Below are 15,231 nucleotides of genomic sequence, written 5' to 3' on the forward strand. Positions count from 1 at the left end.
GTCCGGTCCGGTGATTCCCCTCATCCCGCGTCCCAGGCCTCTTTTGGCAGTTCCATCTCATCCCGCATTCCCACAAAGCCGTACTTTTCATACAGCGGCCTGCCCATGCTGGTGGCTTCCAGCGTAATGAATGGGATACCGGCCTGCCTGGCCTCCTTCACCAATAAATCCAGCGTATGATAAGCGATTCCCTGCCTCCTGTAATCCGGGTGTGTATACATGTTCATGATATACGCCTTCCAGCCCGTGGGATTATGGTAAGTGGGCATGACCCGGTAGAAGCTGACTCCCCCGGCCCCTGCAAACCGGTCCCCGTCAAACACCAGATAGGCTGCGTGGGTGCCGTCCTTCAGGGCCCGCGCATAATAATCGTAGGATTCCTGCCTGACCTTTGACATATCAGCTGTTTCATCCAGATGGTTGGCTGCCCGCAGCACCTGGATCCTTGTTTCGGTCAGCATGTCCAGGTCCCGGATGCCGGCCCTTCTATATAATAGGTCCATTGATATTCCCCTCCTGCACGCCTGATTTTGTCATTTCCTTATTATACCTGATAACCAGGGAAATGCATAGTGCCGGCTGCATCATACAGGACAAAAAAACACCCAGCCGCCTGCGCACTGGATGAACCTGCCTGATTTCCTTATGTTTTCTGTCTTTATATTACCACAAAAACAGCCAATTTTCAAGACTTGTAATGACATCGCGGCAGCCGTATAATGAGTTTCCAACATAAGGAGGAAGCATATATGCAGGAGAACAGGACCATCTATGAAATACTGCTTCAGGAAAATAAGAAGCAGGAAGTGGCAGACCTTGTTTCATTCAATGAGAAGACAGAATCCTTCGGACTGTCCCTGTCGCCCAAAGAGGCCGGGGAGCTGGCAGCGTGCAGGAACGAAAGCCTTAGGAAATGGCGGCGCGTGGAATTCGGACAGGGCATCCTTAAGTCCCTTATCTGGACCTTCTGCGATTCCCCATATCTGAATCAGGACAACTATGCCGAAACCCTCAGACAGCTTCAGGATATCTTCTATGAATTCAAAAATGAGACTTCGGACCGGATGACGGACCAGGAACTTCTGAATTTCATGCGGGAACAGTTTGACGACGTGTGTTTTGGCGATACCGGCTATCTGGAGGAAACCTGCCTGGACCGTCTGGCCGCCGGGGTAAGGTCCGGATACACTGGCTTTCATGGCACGGACGGACGCGGCTCCTATCATGACTTCAGCCAGGAAACGCGCTGGGACGCGGACTTGTATATGGAAGCGCTGAAAGACCTGTTCTGGCGGTAACCGGGGAAATGCTCCCATTTCCCATGACCTGACAAAAGGAGGAATGCCATTGGATTACAAGATTGAACAGCTTCTGCCCCTGGCAGCTGAACTGGCTGACCGTTACACGTCAAAAGAAAGCACCTCCGTGACCTACGAAACAGCGGGCGCCCTGATGGAAGCCGTGCTGTACTGCATGAAAGAATGTGAGGATGAGGGAAATGCCGTCATCCGCCAGGGCAGTATGCCCGGAGTGCGGGAGATTTACCGCCGTGGCGCAGGACTTGTCATAGAAAAAGCGCGCAGGGCCAGGGTTCTCCATGACGCCATCATCCGGGATTTTGAGGACTACGGGTGCATGAATTACCGGGATACCATCCAAAAGGGCATGCCGGGATTCTTCCTGCATTATGACCCGGTCTTTGCGCCCGGCCGGCATATCCTGAGCCTGGATTATCCCCTGCTGTGCGGCAATCCGCCCTTATGCGGGGTTGACCTGATATTTGAATACCTGAAAGGCATATGGACCGAGATGCAGTTCCTGAACCGCTTCCATCCCGACATGGTCCGGCGTCTCCTCAGCCAGGTATCACCGGAATACAAGGAGCTGTACCTGGATAACCTGTGCGACCCGGTGCTTTTCCATGTGGTGGGATGCGTGCTTTCAAAACAGGCCCCCGGTGACCCGGTGCCGCCACAGCCCCATCCCGGCAGGATCCATGCAGTGTTCAGCCGTGCGGACAGGGAAGAAATCACTGCCCGGGTCATCTCTGCAATCCATGAGGCCATACACCCGTATCCAGCCGGATATTTTGGCAAAGCCGCCCCAGGTTACGCTGCCCGCATCAAAAACGGAATTGACAACAACTGTCTGGACACGGTATTTTTCATGGACCTGCCTGTCATCCCCGCTTCTTCCGGTCCAGAAGCGCCATAAATGCCTCCACTGAGGTATTAGCCACCAGTTCCAAAGGAAAGTCCACTTCCCGAAGGACCTCTGCCGCCTGGTCAAATACCCCCACCGCCCCTGCATAATGGGCGTCCGTGCCAAGGGAAACATGAACCTCATGCTGTCTGCACAGCTTTAGCATGGCCTTCATGTTCTCCCTGGTATTCAGGCGGTAAAATGCCGTCTTTATAGATGAATTGTTGATTTCAAGCAGGACCTTCTGCTCCTTTGCCTTTTTCACCAGGCGTTCAAAATCCACCGGTACATAACCGTCTTCCGGATGCCCGATGATATTCACATAAGGGTTTTCCATTGCCTTTAAATAAGCCTGGGTATTCTCCTCCATGGTGCCTGCTTTGGTGCAGGCCGTATGAAAACTGGCAATGCATATATCCTGCCGTTTCAGGATATCCTCATCCAGATCCACATTCCCCTCAAAGTCCAGTATGTTTAGCTCCGCCCCGTAAAGCATGCGGACCCCCCGCATCTCCTTTGGAAGCACATGGTAGTTCATAAAATGCAGCTTGTGGCTGGAGTCAGCAAGTGCAGGCCCATGATCCGTGACTGCCAGCAGTCCAAGCCCCCTGTCCCCGGCAGCCTTTGCCATTTCCGCTACCGTGGAATAGGCGTGGGCGCTGGCAATGGTGTGCGTATGTGTGTCTAAAACAAATCCCATTTCTTTTACCTCCCGAAATAAAAAACCGCACCCTGACATACTTTAAAACGTCAGGGTGCCCAGGATCCGGCCATTTGCATAGGTTTCGCTTCTGCACATCCTGACCATCCCCTCTTCCATCCTGTAAAAATTAAAACCATACTTTTCCTGGAAACGCACCTGCCCGCCACCCATATCGTCCCCGCAAAAGGACAGACTGTCCGCTATATGGCAGGGACGTCCTGCAGCCAGACCGGCGTGATGATGGTGGGTGTGGCCGCAGAGGATGCATGAGACCCCGCTGTGTTCAAGCAATGACAGCAACCTCCTGCTTTCAGGAAGGGGTGGGATCTGTCCCTGTTCAGGTAGCAGATGATGGTGGGTCACCAGGATGGACGGCCCCTTGCCTTCTGCTTTGAGAACCGACTCAAGCCACGCTGCCTGGCTGTCATCCATCCGGCCGTCCGGTACTCCCTGAACCGAGGTATCAAAGGAAATCACGGCCGTGTCCTCCAACCGCCGGATTGTATTGTATGGGGCAGAACCTATTTCTTTAAGCCCGCAGGGGCTGTCCGCGTCCTCCTCCAGCCAGCCTTCCCGGAAATTCCTTTTATTATCGTGGTTCCCCAATGTCACCACCAGGGGGATATCCCCTATCCGCTTCCGGATATGGTGTTTCAGGCATCGGTAATCCTCCGCAGTGCCATCTTCGGTCAAATCGCCGGTAATGACCACAAGGCCAATCCTTTCCCAGTCCCCTGCCACCCGGTCCAGACAGTCATCCAGAAAAACCAGAGGGTTCTGCATGGCGGACAGCATGGCCTGATATCCGTCAGGCCCGGCTGCCCGGTCAACACCCCCATGCTTCTTATTTGTACCGTCCAATGGGCCCTGGTCCGCCTTTTTGCGGCATCCTAATTCCCTCCGGTAATGGATGTCCGACAGATGTAAAATGTACATTTCCTACAACCTTCCTTTTATTTCAGCTTCTTGCGGATAAACCCGGCCAGGCTGTCAATGGCAAATACTGCCACAATCACACCCATGAGGATTACACTCACCTTATCCCAGTTCCTGGCCTGGATGGCAAATACCAGCGGCGCGCCGATGCCTCCTGCCCCCACCAGTCCCAGGGTGGAAGCGCTTCTCACCGCAATCTCAAAATGGTTCAGGGAAAGGGAACTGTATATGGGCATCAGCTGTGGTATCCTTGCAAAGAACATGGTCTGCCAGAATCCTGCGCCCACAGCGGTCATGGCCTCCACCGGGCTTTCCTCCATGGCTTCCATTTCCTCCGTGTACAGCTTGCCCAGCATTCCAATCTGATGGACGCCTATGGCCAGCACGCCTGCAAAAGGCCCCGGCCCCACCATCTTCACAAAAATAATGGCATAGACCAGTTCGGGAAATGCCCTCAGCACATTGCACACAGACTTTCCCGCCTTAGATACCCACGGGCAGGAGCGCCACAGGTTGGCGGAACTTAAAAGCGTGATGGGAAGGGCCAGGACCGTTGCAATGGCCGTGCCCAAAAAGGCAATTCCCAGCGTAAGCAGCAGGAGACTTATTAAATCCTCCCCGCTTCCGTCATAAACATATCCCCAGGCCGGTTTTGCCAGCCCACGGAATACATCTCCTGCCATGGAAGGCGAGAAATACGCCAAGCCCGAATAATCAATGCCAGCAGCAGAATAAACCAGGACTGCCAGCACCACCGCGGCAATCATCCACTGTTTCCTTGTCCTCTTATCTGTCATCATGCCAGCCTCCTTCTGATTGCTTCGCTGAGGCCATCCACTGCAGCCACCACTGCCAGGATTAATAGAATGATGACGGATACCCGGTCATACTGGAGCAGGGCCAGGGATGAGTTGAGGATGATTCCGATTCCTCCGGCCCCCACATATCCCAGCACCGCGGAAGCCCGCACATTCACTTCCAGGGCATAGAAGGTATAACCAGCCACCTGGCTCATGATTTGGGGCGCCACGGACCAGAACGCAACCTGCACCTTGTTGGCGCCCACGGACACGGCCGCCTCAATAGGTCCCTCGTCAATGGCTTCAATGGCCTCATACACCAGCTGGGATACCAGGCCGAAGGTAAACACGGCAATGGTCATGACACCGGTAAACTCCCCGATTCCCACAATGGCAACCATCAACGCTGCCAGCAGCAGGTTGGGTATGGTTCGCACAATATCCAGGAAAAACCGGATGGCCGAGGTGACCAGGCGGTTTCCTGTCACCACCGTTGTGCCCAGGAATGCCACCGGCACCGCAAACAGCACCCCAAGGGCGGTCCCCGTCACCGACATCTGAAGGGTGGAGATCATGGGGCCTATGAGTTTAGGGATATATGCAAAATCCGGTCTCAAAAAGCGCGACAGGAATCCTGACATCTGCTCCAGGTTCCCTAACACATCCAGGATATCCGCCTCTGTCACAGCCGCGCTTGCGGTAACGCACAGACCGATGACAAGCACGATGAACAGATGCTTATACCAGTTAAAATGAATGGTATCCTTAAGCTTCATCGCCAGCCCCTTCCTTTTCTTTTCCAATATCCTTACCGTAAATCCGTTTCAGTTCCTCTGGCGTAAGCTCCTCCGGCGTCCCGTCAAAAATCACCCGTCCGCCCTGAAACCCCAGTATCCTCCCCGCAAACTCCTTTGCCAGCTCCACGGAATGGATGTTAATGATTACCGTTTTTTCCATATTCCGGTTAATCTGCCTTAAGTCCTCCAGGATTTTCCTTGTAGTCACCGGGTCTAAGGATGCCACCGGCTCGTCGGCAAGGATGATATCCGCCTGCTGAACCAGGGTCCTGGCAATGGAAACCCGCTGCTGCTGTCCGCCGGACAGCTCATCGCTTCTGGAGTGGAGCTTATCCAGCAGCCCCACCTTTTCCAGGGCCTCGCTGGCCAGCCTGTAATCTTCCTTGGAGAATATCCCCAGGATGCTTTTCCAGGTGGGGTAATATCCCAGACGTCCTGACAGCACATTTTTCTGCACCGTGCTCCGTTTAACCAGGTTGAATGTCTGGGAAATCATACCGATATGGCGGCGGATGACCCTGAGCTGCTTTTTCCCGGCGCCTGTCACCGAGACACCGTTGATACGGATATCCCCCTCCGTAATATCGTGGAGGCGGTTGATGGCCCTTAAAAAGGTGCTCTTGCCTGCGCCGCTGAGGCCGATGACAGCCACAAACTCGCCGTCCCCAATGGTTAAGTCCACCTGGTCCAGTCCCTTCACCCCATTAGCGTAAGTCTTGGATACATGCTCAAATGTAATCATGACGCGTCCCTTTCCAGCCAATCCTACTCAGCTGCCTTTGCCGTATAGTCCTTAACCGTATCGTACACGGAATCATCCGCTTCCTCATATCCCTTGTGGTTCCACAAAGACATGGCCTCCTGGCCCGCCTCATCATTCTTCATGTTCAGGAACACTTCCTTTACCTTTGCCTTTAACTCCGGCTCCATATCGGTCTGGACCGCAATGGCGTCATTGGGGATGTCCCCCTTTGTGAGATAAAGCACCCTTAAATCCTTAAGCAGGTCCTGGTCTGAGAACTTGGACGCAAACACATTCCTTGCCCCTTCAAATACAAAACACGCATCCTGCTGCCCGCTTAACACAGCCGTCATCTCGCTGGGGATATCATTGACCGTGGTCAGGGTGCAGTCCTTGGCCGGGTCTATGCCCAGGTCCTTCATCTCCGCGACCGGATATATATAGCCGCTGGCTGAATTGGGACTTAATGTGGCAATCCTTTTGCCCTTTAAATCCTCCAGTGTCTGAAGGCTGCTGTCTGCCTTCACCAGTACCTCTCCCTTAAATGTGCCGCTGAGCTTCCCCTCCTCAGGAAGGCCTGTTTCATGGTTGTACGCGCCCAGCTGGGAAGTGAGGATTGCTTCGGCCGCCTTTTGGTCCCTTGCCTGCACGTACGCGGCAGGAGGCATGATTCCGATATCCACTTTTCCCGAAGCCATGGCTTCCACAATCGTAGAGTAGTCCGTTGCCAGCGTTACATTTACCTTGCATCCCAGTTTCTCTGACAGATATTGTGCAAATGGCTTTGCCTTTGCCTCCATGGAACCGTCATTATTGGTTGGCACGAACTGGACATTCAGCTCCTTTGCATCTGCCGACGCCTCCTTCTTACCGCATCCTGCCAATGCCAGCAGACCCAGCCCCAATACCGCCATACAGACCACAACCTTCTTTTTCATGTCCCTGTTTCTCCTTTCGATGATACCGCTGTTTTCTTTGTCTGTTTCAATGTAGTTCACAGCAAGTATACCAGACTGTCTCAGGAACGCAAAATGACCTATGTCACATTTTGTACAATGTTTACCGGCATTTTACCCCAATTTACCAAAAAACGCCTTCCCGCTCTTGCGGCAGGACCCGGCGTTGACTATAATGGGAGAAGCAGATTCATGGAACTGAAAGGGGAGGACAGATATGAAACGGGATCTTAATGAGAAAAAACTGCATTCCTATATCCGGGACAACCATCTTGAGACATATATGTCTGCTGATATTTTCTCCATCTCGGAGCTACTCCTGTTTGACAAGAACGAATACCTGGTGGAGGCCGGTTACCCGGCCGGATATCTGTGCTTCCTTGTGAACGGCGAGGTCATCATCTCCTCCTGCTCCACCAATGATAAAAACACCTGCATCAGCTACTGCCACCAGTTCACCATTATCGGCGAGGCCGCTTCCCTCTGGCAGATGGCGCCCTGCCGCAGCGTCAGGGCCCTGACCCCATGCACCTGTATCGGCATCAACCTGACAAAATACCGCCAGCTCCTGCTTAACGACCTGCTGTTCCTCCAGAATATATGCCAAATCCTCACCTGCAAGCTGAACACGGAAAATGAACTGTCCCAGACCTTATCCGACCCGCTGGAGGTACGGCTTTCCCGCTTTATCCTGGAATACTCAATTGACCAGATATTCACCTTCCAGCTGACCAACTGCGCGGATATCCTCAATACCAGCTACCGCCATCTCCTTAGGATGCTGAAATGCTTCTGTGCCATGGGGGTCTTAAAGAAGGCCAGGAACTGTTATGTCATCATGGATGGGACACGGCTGGGCGAGATTGCAAACGGGACACTGGTGATTGGAAATCCCCAGCCCTAGTAACATTTTTCCAAGGTATTTAAGCGGTACTTCGGCGTTGCGCCTTCCGCATATAAGCCGCCGGCCCATTAAGAAGGACGGCGGCTTATGTATAAAATCCCCTAAACACTGCGATTCAGTTCTGATGTTATTTTTACTGCTTCGATGATAAACTTATCACGCTTGGCCATATCCTCCTCCAGGCTCAGCTTTGACCAGTCATAAAAGCCTTTGCCGGTCTTTGCCCCCAGATTCCCATCTTCTACCATATGGCGCAGGTATTCATTGGCCTGCCTGTCCGCGCAGATATCCGGCAGCACTGCCTCCTGTACGGCAAGCCCAAGGTTTAAACCGATTGCGTCCAGATGCTTTAATGGCCCCCACTCCGGAAACCGCATTGCCATCCCACAGCTGATTGCCGTATCCACATCCTCAGCGCTGGCCAGACCGGAGGCGACAATGGCAACCGATTCCCGGATAATGGCCTGGAACACACGGTTTGCCAGCTGGCCCGGCAAATCCCGCTGTACCAGCACAGGTGATTTCTTCCATTTCTTTAGTTCGTCCCGAACGCCCTCTGCAACCACCCGCTCTGTCTTTTCCCCCATCACCACCTCCACAAGGGGAACCAGGTGGGCCGGCAGCCAGAAATGTGTGGTTACGGTGCGCTCCGGCTTCTTACATGTCCCGCTGATATCCGTAATTCTAAGGCCGCTGGTATTACTGCATATGGGTACTTCCACAGGAAGTACCTCATCCAGTTTTGCAAACAGGGCCTGTTTGACCTCCAGCTGTTCCACAACCGCCTCAATTACCATTCTTGCAGAAGCAGCGGCTTTTAGCATATCGATGCTTGTCTCCATCCGCTTTTTTGCTTCCTCTGCTTCCTCTGCTGTATTGAGTCCGTTTCCCACCCTCAGGTCAATACATGCCATTGCCTTTTCCATACCGGACCTGACGTGGGCTTCATCCACATCAACCAGTATGGTCCTGTTGCCTGCAAGGGCGCTCATGGCGCCAATGCCGCTTCCCATCATGCCGCTGCCCACAACCATTATACAGTCTCTCATTTTTTCATACCTTTCCGCTTTCAATCACATTCTTTTTTATCAGACGCAGCTTCATAATCCGCAGGAATACTCCCTGTTCGTGTTCCGCCGTCAGGCCGGTACGCGCTTTTAGAAACCCTTTAAACGCTTCTGTGCCATGTTGGTCCTTCAGATGCGTCCTTAACAGCAGAAACCCGGAATATGGGGTCAGGAACACACAAAACCCCTCTTTTGCTTCTATGATTTTGTGGATCCGATCATAGGATATACTATTTCTGCCTGCACTGCTTTCAACGCAGATTCCATCCTGACGAAACAGATATGTGAATCCACGGCTGCAGGACCCCATTTTCTTATGTATGCTTCTTGACAGATACTGGGCGGGATAGGTCAGGCTGATGCATAGCCAGCAGCCGGCCGCTGCCAATAAGGCTGTCAGCTGGCCGCTGTTCACCCAGGTCAATGATACGCCGATCAGGATCATGCCGGACAGCAGCATCATTATCAGTTTTTTCCAATAATATGTGTGGACCTGCACACGGGCCAGGATTCTTATATTATCTCTTGTATAGATGGTTTCAAACCTGTACATGTTTATTCCTTTATCAGATTGCTGATGATGCTCATGGGATTCTTCCTGCTTTTATCCAATTCCTGCAGGGACTCATTCAAATGGTTATGGAGCTTGTCCACTGCGTCTTCATATTTTCCGTCTTTAATCGCCTGATATATTTCCGTATGCTCACGGATTGTATGTATCATCCTTCCCGGGAGCTGGACCGCAAGGAACCGGATTCTAAGCTGGTGGTCCCCAAGGTTTTTCAATAAATCCTTCATAATGGAATTATTGCTGCAGCTGGCGATAATCTGGTGGAAATGGTTATCTTCCACAAAGGACTCATACACCTGGTCATTTTCCACATTGTATTTCAGGGCTTCAATACTTTGGTATAAATCTTCCAGGAAATGCTCCGGTCTGTAGTTTTTAATGTTTTCAATTGCATGGCCTTCAAGGACCATACGTGCATCAAAAAGGTCACTGATAAACGACCATGTTATCTGAGATACTCTGAATTTGCCTCCTGTGGCCTCTACAAGCATATCCTCTTCACGCAGCCTTACCATTGCTTCCCGGACCGGTGTACGGCTAATCCCGAATATATTTGCCTGTTCCTGGACCATGAGAAGCTGGCCCGGCACAAGGTCAAAGTCGAGGATTTTTTTCTTTAAAGCAGTATAGACCTCATCAGACAATGGATTTGCAGTATCTTTTTTTTTCATTCTGAGCACCTCACTCTATTGTTTGCCTCTTATTATACATCAAGACCATGTATAAGTCATGTACTATCCGATGCTTAATCCCATGGACCTGGGGATATACAGTGAAATTTCAGGAATGAACGTAATGAAGGCCAATGCAATCAGTAAAGCCGCAATCCAGGGAAGCAGGGCTTTTGCCATCCTCTGGACAGGCACCTCCCCTATCCTTGACGTAACGAACAATACCAGCCCAAAGGGCGGGGAAAGGACTCCTATCATCAGGTTAAGCACCATGATAATGCCAAACTGGACTAAATTCACATCAAATGCAATTAACAGCGGCATCAGGATGGGCGTCAGGATTGTAATGGCGGAAGTGGTTTCCATGAACATCCCCACAACAAGCAGGAATATATTGACAATGATCAGCAGCTGGGTCCTGTTGGTTACTGACTGGGTAACAATCCCAAGTATTGTCTGGGGAATCAGCGCCCTGACAATACACATGCCGAACAAGGTTGCCGCTGCAACCAGGATGCCAATGGTTGACGCATCCATCACAGAATCCACAAGAATTGCATATAGATCCTTTAACGACAATTCCTTATAGATAACAATCCCCAAAAACAGGGAATAGAACACCACAATGGCCGCTGACTCGGTAGGGGTATAAACGCCTGTGTAAATCCCGACTAAAATAATGACCGGGGCCATCAGCGGAAGGAATCCTTCTTTTAACGCCGCTACAATCTCTGAGAGGCATGGGAATTTTTCTTTGGGATAGTGTTTCACAATGGCAAAAATAAATGCAACCGCCATCATGATGATTGCCATCAGTATCCCCGGCAGGATGCCTGCCATAAATAAAGCGCCTACCGAAGCCCCTGAAATCGTGCCATAAACCACCAGGGGCAGGCTGGGAGGGATAATCGGGCCCACCGTAGAGGAGGCCGCCGTGACGCTGGCGCTGAACTCTTTATCAAACCCGGCCTTATTCATTGCCCTAATCTCAATAACTCCCAGACCGCTGGCATCGGAAACAGCCGTGCCGGACATACCTGCGAAAATAATACTGCTTACAATATTGACATGGGCAAGGCCGCCCGGAAGCCATCCCACTAATTTCTTTGCAAAATCGAACAGCCGGTCTGTTGTCCCGCTTGAATTCATAAGCTTTCCCGCAAGCAGGAACATGGGAACGGCAAGCAATGTAAATGTATTCAGACCGCCAATCATCTGCTGGATGATCGTGGCCCACTTGACGCCGCCTTTTGCGAACATCATGACCACGGAGGTCAGGCCCAGGCTTACCATGACCGGGATTCCCAACATGAACATTGCTATCAGCAATAGTAAAAATACAATCTGGCTCATAGGCGGTTCCCCTTTTCTTTATCTGGCAGCACATCCATGATGATATTGATACAGGACTCCAGGCACATGAAAAACAGACAGCACAGGATTAGCCCATATAGATAGTTCAGCTGGAACCACACAAGGGAATTGGCATGCACCCCTGCGGCCGACCCCATGAGCAAGATACTGCCTTTCATGGCAAACAGGCCAAACAGCAAGGTCAGGATATCAATTGCAACATCAAATATTTTCCTTGCAGTACCCGGCAGATAATCCAGGAGCAATGTAATTGTTATATTCTTTTTTCGGGATACCGCAACAATATTCCCAAGGAAAACCAATGCAACATACGCGAACCTGGACATTTCATCCGGCCATTGAAGCCCAATCCTAAGCCCCCGGCTTATTACCTGAATCAATATCATAACTGCAATACTGGCCATCAGGATTGCAGCCAGACATTCAACCGCCTTAAGAATCTTATTATTTAACGCTTCCATCTTTTTCATAGGACACTCTCACCTTAGCATACGTATCACATCATTTACTTTGCATAGCTCATGACTTCATCATAGTCTGTAACGGTCCATTCATCGGCAAACCATTTATCATAGGATGAAAGCGCTTTTTCCTGAAAAGCCTCCCTGTCCGGCTCAATCACTTCCATGCCATTGTCCACCAGTTCCTGAAGATACGAATCCGCGGTTTCCTGATTCAGTTCCGTACAATAATCCCCAAAGCTGGACACTGCGTATTCGCTGAGGATATCCTGAAGATCTTCCGGCAATTTCTGATATGTCTTTTCACTGATAAAAACCGCAACCCACTCATACACATGATTTGTATTAATCACATAATCCTGGACCTCATAAAATTTATTCGTGGCAAGCTGCTCATAAGGCCCCTCGGAGGCTTCCGCAGTACCATTCTGAAGCGCGCCGTACAGCTCGCCTAAAGGCATTGTGATTGCAGTTGCCCCAAGGGTATCCGGTCCCCATATAGATACCCATGAGGACATCTCGGACACCCTCATCTTAAGGCCGTTCAGGTCATCCGGGGTGCGGACAGGCTTGTTGGAGGACATCACCCGCGGGGTCCTGTACCCGATTCCCAGCATCCTGAGGTTATCTTCAATAAAGTCCTCTTTCATCCCATCCCCGATTTCACTGTCCACCACTGCCTTTATATGGTCCGTATCTTTAAACAGGAACGGAGCTGATAAAAAGCTGTATCTTGGTGCATACGCATCCAGTCCCTGCACACCGGCGCACGTCATTTCCAGTTCATCACCGGCCACTGCAATGTAGGAATCCGTTTCACTCCCCAGGGCACTGTTTGTGAATAAATTAATGACCAGTCTTCCATCGGAGGCCTCCTTCACATCATCGCTGAACTTTTGCGCAGCCACTGCCATGGGGGACTTTACATCATAGGTCATGCTCAGTGAAAACTCATAGGTTTCATCACTTGAAGCAGCTGCCGCGGATGTGTCTGCTGCCGCGGATGTGTCTGCCGCTGTCTTATCCGCCCCAGCGGCAGCTGCAGGATTGGAATTAGAAGAACCACATCCTGCCAGGGATAATACCATCATACCAGCCATTGCCAACGCTACTCTCTTCATCATTTTCTTCCTCCTATAATGTGATTTTATATTTTCTTAATGTATCCTCATTCAGTTCAATGCCCAGGCCAGGCTTATCTGAAACCTTGACAACGCCGTTTTCCATCTTTAACGGTTCCATGCCAAGCTCATCCCTCAGCGGGTTCTTATCAAGTGTATATTCCATATATTTACAATTATGTACGCCCATCCCAAGATGGATATTGGCAATCAGGGAAACAATCCCGGCGGAAAAATGAGGGATGATGGTTTTATTCCACGTACTGGCCAGTATGGCTGTTTTCCTGCATTCCGTCAGGCCGCCAGACCAGATTGCATCCACCTGTACGATATCCACTGCATTGTTTGTTATGAAATCCCTCATGCCATATCTGGTAAGCTGTGTTTCATACCCTGCAATGGGAACATCCACCGCATCCGCAAGCCTTTTGCTGTCCTCCATGAATTCAGGTGAAAGAGGTTCCTCAAAGAAGAAAAGATCCTCCTTTTCACAAAACCTTGCCATTTTAAGCGCATCGTTAAAGTCATATGCATTATTTGCATCAACCGCAAGCCTGAAATCATCCCCGGCCGCTTCCCTGACCGCATGTATCCTTTCCTGGTCCTCTGCCATGGACGCCCCGCCAATCTTCATCTTCATGACGCCAAACCCCATCTGCCTGTAGGACAATGCTTCATGCGCAAGATCCTCCACGGTCTTGCCTTCCATATAATATCCAGCGCTGGCATAGGGAATCAGTGAAGGATTCGCCCCGCCAAGAAGTTTGTAAACAGGAAGGCCTGTTTTCTTTCCTAAGATATCCCACAATGCAATATCGATTGCGCTTAATCCGGCAATCAGGATACCCCTGCGCCCATACCGGAAGGTCTGCTGGTACATGAGATTCCACAGTTCCTCAATCATCATTGGATCCTTCCCAATAATGAGCGGCGCCAGTGTTTCTTCCACAAGGACTGCTGTTGACTTAAGGGAACTTAATGCGAACCCTTCCCCAATTCCGGTAATCCCCTCATCTGTATGTACCTTAACCAGAAAGACATCCCGGGTAGGAATATTAGCCAGTCCATCCCGGGGAGCTGCTTCGGGTTTATAACAAAGCATGATTGGTTCTACCGCTGTGATGATCATAAAATACCTCCTCTGATTCCTTTCTCCTTAACCTATGATTAGAATAACATTTGCATTTATTTTTGTCAACAAAAATGTATACATTTTTGTTGACAAAATATGAACTGTTTTCAATGTGCTGTCCCATAAGTGCAGTTGTATCCCTCCCCCATCATCCCGCCCTGCAATATAGGGTTATTGGGCGGAGGATTTAGCGGAGTTGGATGGTCCAGAAACCTCTTGACAAATAAAAAGTATAGGAACATACTGAATATAATTACTGCACAGCAATGCCATTCAACGCATGGGAAATCCACGTTGTGGAGGACGGTTCCCTATAAGGCCATGGACCAAAAATTAAATGAAACGTAAATCAGGAGGTGTCCATGCGATTCATTCCAATCATAAGCCTAAGTATTCTCATACTTCTTTTAACCGCCTGTTCCGCGGATACGGGTTCATCTGTAAACGCATCCGCAAACCTGTCCCAAGACCAGCCCCATCAGGATATACCGGCATTGCCTCTGACAGACAGCGGTTTATCCTTGCTTGTTAGGGACTATACATATACCCCCAAGCCCCAGGCGGATCCTGGGGTGTGTTTGAAAATTGCTTTCCGTCAGCTGTGCGTCCCACTTTGTGGGAGATTTGGTCCCGATGAGGGAGGCGTAGCGGGCTACGTTGACCGAATTGGGACCAAATATACCGCGAAGTGGGGCGCGCAGATGGCGGGAATGAATTTTCAAACACACCCTACGCCAGCTGAAAACTCTTTCGGGTTTCCAATTGAATTAGTCAGTGATTTAAAGGAAAGGATG

At 50.7% G+C, this 15,231-nt stretch carries 17 protein-coding genes and 2 pseudogenes; 4 read left to right on the top strand and 15 right to left on the bottom strand.

Annotated features, from left to right (window positions below):
• Positions 1–20: 20 nt before the first annotated feature.
• Complete coding sequence (locus DWX59_RS03715; protein ID WP_117556298.1) at positions 21–503, bottom strand: GNAT family N-acetyltransferase; 483 nt, start codon at positions 501–503, stop codon at positions 21–23.
• Between the two features lie 246 nt (positions 504–749).
• Here DWX59_RS03715 and DWX59_RS03720 point away from each other — a divergent pair, with 246 nt between their 5' ends.
• Together DWX59_RS03720 and DWX59_RS03725 are read left to right on the top strand one after the other, a co-directional pair.
• Positions 750–1,298, top strand: coding sequence for a DUF6323 family protein (locus DWX59_RS03720; protein ID WP_117556300.1), 549 nt, complete (start codon positions 750–752; stop codon positions 1,296–1,298).
• A gap of 49 nt (positions 1,299–1,347) precedes the next feature.
• The gene (locus tag DWX59_RS03725; RefSeq protein WP_117556302.1) at positions 1,348–2,214 is read left to right on the top strand and encodes a DUF6179 domain-containing protein; all 867 of its coding nucleotides are present in this window, start codon (positions 1,348–1,350) and stop codon (positions 2,212–2,214) included.
• On the opposite strand, the gene DWX59_RS03730 is transcribed toward DWX59_RS03725, so the two are convergent.
• The 6 genes from DWX59_RS03730 to DWX59_RS03755 are packed head-to-tail and all read right to left on the bottom strand — an operon-like array spanning position 2,180 to position 7,118.
• Positions 2,180–2,902: a phosphatase gene (locus DWX59_RS03730; RefSeq protein WP_117556304.1), complete on the bottom strand. Its 723-nt coding sequence runs from the start codon at positions 2,900–2,902 to the stop codon at positions 2,180–2,182. The genes DWX59_RS03725 and DWX59_RS03730 overlap by 35 nt on opposite strands.
• A gap of 42 nt (positions 2,903–2,944) precedes the next feature.
• Entirely contained in the window at positions 2,945–3,841 is an 897-nt protein-coding gene (locus tag DWX59_RS03735; protein WP_117556306.1) for a metallophosphoesterase family protein, read from the bottom strand.
• Between the two features lie 17 nt (positions 3,842–3,858).
• Positions 3,859–4,641 (bottom strand): phosphonate ABC transporter, permease protein PhnE, encoded by a 783-nt coding sequence (gene phnE, locus DWX59_RS03740; RefSeq protein ID WP_117556308.1) that lies wholly within the window; start codon positions 4,639–4,641, stop codon positions 3,859–3,861.
• Positions 4,638–5,417 carry a phosphonate ABC transporter, permease protein PhnE gene (gene phnE / locus DWX59_RS03745; protein ID WP_117556310.1) on the bottom strand — a complete coding sequence of 260 codons (780 nt, stop codon included), beginning with the start codon at positions 5,415–5,417 and terminating at the stop codon, positions 4,638–4,640. The genes phnE (DWX59_RS03740) and phnE (DWX59_RS03745) overlap by 4 nt, the downstream gene beginning before the upstream one ends.
• Complete coding sequence (gene phnC, locus DWX59_RS03750; protein WP_117557237.1) at positions 5,407–6,180, bottom strand: phosphonate ABC transporter ATP-binding protein; 774 nt, start codon at positions 6,178–6,180, stop codon at positions 5,407–5,409. The genes phnE (DWX59_RS03745) and phnC overlap by 11 nt, the downstream gene beginning before the upstream one ends.
• Positions 6,181–6,203: 23 nt before the next feature.
• Positions 6,204–7,118: a phosphate/phosphite/phosphonate ABC transporter substrate-binding protein gene (locus DWX59_RS03755; RefSeq protein ID WP_117556312.1), complete on the bottom strand. Its 915-nt coding sequence runs from the start codon at positions 7,116–7,118 to the stop codon at positions 6,204–6,206.
• Between the two features lie 235 nt (positions 7,119–7,353).
• Between DWX59_RS03755 and DWX59_RS03760 the strand changes: the two genes are divergently transcribed.
• Positions 7,354–8,040 (top strand): cyclic nucleotide-binding domain-containing protein, encoded by a 687-nt coding sequence (locus tag DWX59_RS03760; RefSeq protein ID WP_117556314.1) that lies wholly within the window; start codon positions 7,354–7,356, stop codon positions 8,038–8,040.
• A 101-nt stretch (positions 8,041–8,141) separates the two neighbouring features.
• Here the strand turns inward: DWX59_RS03760 and DWX59_RS03765 are convergent, their stop codons facing one another.
• The 7 genes from DWX59_RS03765 to DWX59_RS03795 form a co-directional block, all read right to left on the bottom strand.
• Positions 8,142–9,089: a 3-hydroxyacyl-CoA dehydrogenase family protein gene (locus DWX59_RS03765; RefSeq protein ID WP_117556316.1), complete on the bottom strand. Its 948-nt coding sequence runs from the start codon at positions 9,087–9,089 to the stop codon at positions 8,142–8,144.
• Between the two features lie 4 nt (positions 9,090–9,093).
• A complete protein-coding gene (locus tag DWX59_RS03770; protein WP_117556318.1) occupies positions 9,094–9,660 on the bottom strand; it encodes a YcxB family protein in 567 nt (188 codons plus the stop codon).
• Positions 9,661–9,662: 2 nt separating this feature from the next.
• The gene (locus DWX59_RS03775) at positions 9,663–10,349 is read right to left on the bottom strand and encodes a GntR family transcriptional regulator (protein ID WP_117556320.1); all 687 of its coding nucleotides are present in this window, start codon (positions 10,347–10,349) and stop codon (positions 9,663–9,665) included.
• A gap of 63 nt (positions 10,350–10,412) precedes the next feature.
• Positions 10,413–11,702, bottom strand: a complete 1,290-nt coding sequence (locus DWX59_RS03780; RefSeq protein WP_117556322.1) for a TRAP transporter large permease — start codon at positions 11,700–11,702, stop codon at positions 10,413–10,415.
• Positions 11,699–12,193 carry a TRAP transporter small permease gene (locus DWX59_RS03785; protein ID WP_117556324.1) on the bottom strand — a complete coding sequence of 165 codons (495 nt, stop codon included), beginning with the start codon at positions 12,191–12,193 and terminating at the stop codon, positions 11,699–11,701. The genes DWX59_RS03780 and DWX59_RS03785 overlap by 4 nt, the downstream gene beginning before the upstream one ends.
• Before the next feature lie 35 nt (positions 12,194–12,228).
• Entirely contained in the window at positions 12,229–13,308 is a 1,080-nt protein-coding gene (locus tag DWX59_RS03790) for a TRAP transporter substrate-binding protein (RefSeq protein ID WP_117556326.1), read from the bottom strand.
• Between the two features lie 10 nt (positions 13,309–13,318).
• Complete coding sequence (locus DWX59_RS03795) at positions 13,319–14,434, bottom strand: mandelate racemase/muconate lactonizing enzyme family protein (protein ID WP_117556328.1); 1,116 nt, start codon at positions 14,432–14,434, stop codon at positions 13,319–13,321.
• Between the two features lie 365 nt (positions 14,435–14,799).
• Here DWX59_RS03795 and DWX59_RS29750 point away from each other — a divergent pair.
• Positions 14,800–15,105, top strand: a pseudogene (locus DWX59_RS29750) (DUF6783 domain-containing protein); the annotation flags it as partial.
• Here the strand turns inward: DWX59_RS29750 and DWX59_RS29755 are convergent.
• Positions 15,067–15,165 (bottom strand): annotated as a pseudogene (locus DWX59_RS29755) (DUF6783 domain-containing protein); the annotation flags it as partial. The pseudogenes DWX59_RS29750 and DWX59_RS29755 overlap by 39 nt on opposite strands.
• Positions 15,166–15,231: the final 66 nt, after the last annotated feature.

Source organism: Enterocloster aldenensis (genome assembly GCF_003434055.1).
GTDB lineage: Bacteria > Bacillota > Clostridia > Lachnospirales > Lachnospiraceae > Enterocloster > Enterocloster aldenensis.

Coding starts and splice junctions, on each gene's coding strand:
- DWX59_RS03715 (WP_117556298.1), bottom strand. CDS start 503: ATGGACCTATTATATAGAAGGGCCGGCATCCGGGACCTGGACATGCTG.
- DWX59_RS03720 (WP_117556300.1), top strand. CDS start 750: ATGCAGGAGAACAGGACCATCTATGAAATACTGCTTCAGGAAAATAAG.
- DWX59_RS03730 (WP_117556304.1), bottom strand. CDS start 2,902: ATGGGATTTGTTTTAGACACACATACGCACACCATTGCCAGCGCCCAC.
- DWX59_RS03735 (WP_117556306.1), bottom strand. CDS start 3,841: ATGTACATTTTACATCTGTCGGACATCCATTACCGGAGGGAATTAGGA.
- phnE (WP_117556308.1), bottom strand. CDS start 4,641: ATGATGACAGATAAGAGGACAAGGAAACAGTGGATGATTGCCGCGGTG.
- phnE (WP_117556310.1), bottom strand. CDS start 5,417: ATGAAGCTTAAGGATACCATTCATTTTAACTGGTATAAGCATCTGTTC.
- phnC (WP_117557237.1), bottom strand. CDS start 6,180: ATGATTACATTTGAGCATGTATCCAAGACTTACGCTAATGGGGTGAAG.
- DWX59_RS03755 (WP_117556312.1), bottom strand. CDS start 7,118: ATGAAAAAGAAGGTTGTGGTCTGTATGGCGGTATTGGGGCTGGGTCTG.
- DWX59_RS03760 (WP_117556314.1), top strand. CDS start 7,354: ATGAAACGGGATCTTAATGAGAAAAAACTGCATTCCTATATCCGGGAC.
- DWX59_RS03765 (WP_117556316.1), bottom strand. CDS start 9,089: ATGAGAGACTGTATAATGGTTGTGGGCAGCGGCATGATGGGAAGCGGC.
- DWX59_RS03770 (WP_117556318.1), bottom strand. CDS start 9,660: ATGTACAGGTTTGAAACCATCTATACAAGAGATAATATAAGAATCCTG.
- DWX59_RS03775 (WP_117556320.1), bottom strand. CDS start 10,349: ATGAAAAAAAAAGATACTGCAAATCCATTGTCTGATGAGGTCTATACT.
- DWX59_RS03780 (WP_117556322.1), bottom strand. CDS start 11,702: ATGAGCCAGATTGTATTTTTACTATTGCTGATAGCAATGTTCATGTTG.
- DWX59_RS03785 (WP_117556324.1), bottom strand. CDS start 12,193: ATGAAAAAGATGGAAGCGTTAAATAATAAGATTCTTAAGGCGGTTGAA.
- DWX59_RS03790 (WP_117556326.1), bottom strand. CDS start 13,308: ATGATGAAGAGAGTAGCGTTGGCAATGGCTGGTATGATGGTATTATCC.
- DWX59_RS03795 (WP_117556328.1), bottom strand. CDS start 14,434: ATGATCATCACAGCGGTAGAACCAATCATGCTTTGTTATAAACCCGAA.